The sequence below is a fragment of the Mesorhizobium sp. M2A.F.Ca.ET.042.01.1.1 genome (assembly GCF_003997405.1).
In the GTDB taxonomy this organism is placed as follows: domain Bacteria; phylum Pseudomonadota; class Alphaproteobacteria; order Rhizobiales; family Rhizobiaceae; genus Mesorhizobium.
In genome coordinates, this window is record NZ_RZRX01000643.1 from 1 (window position 1) to 512 (window position 512).

The 512-nt window shown below is 70.1% G+C and carries 1 pseudogene; it reads right to left on the reverse strand.

The window, feature by feature from the left end:
• Positions 1-512: pseudogene (locus tag EOA23_RS35350) on the reverse strand (integrase); the annotation flags it as partial.

Consider the following 512-nt stretch of genomic DNA (forward strand, 5'->3'; position numbering starts at 1 on the left):
GGAGACGCCCGCGTGCTCCAGCCAGTCCAGCAGAGCCGTCACCGGGCGGCCAACCAGCAGCGCAAAGGCGTCGTCGTCGGCCTCGGTCGTCTTGGTGCGGCTGAGGTTGATCCTCAAGCAGGGGAGAAGCGGGCTGTCCGGGTTTTTCGGGTCGGCCGGGACGGGATCCTGCTCGACCAGCTGCTCGAGGCGCAGCGATGCGACTTCACTGCGACGGCGGCCGCCGGAAGCAAAGGCCGTCAGCAACAAGGCGCGGTCGCGGACGTCGACCAGGCGCTCGCCGGCACAGACCTGCACCAGGGCGGACAGCACGTCCGCGGTCACCGCTTTCGCGCTTTTGCGTTTGCGCTGTCGCGGACTGGCCCGCACGGCCAGCTTCAGCGCCGATCTGAGGCCCGGCGCATTGAACTTGCCTTTCAGCCCGCGCCATCCGGTCAGCGTCGACCAGCTCGAGAGCCTCCGCCGTACGGTGCTCGGCGCATGCGGCCCGTCGGCGCGCAGCAGCTCCGCGT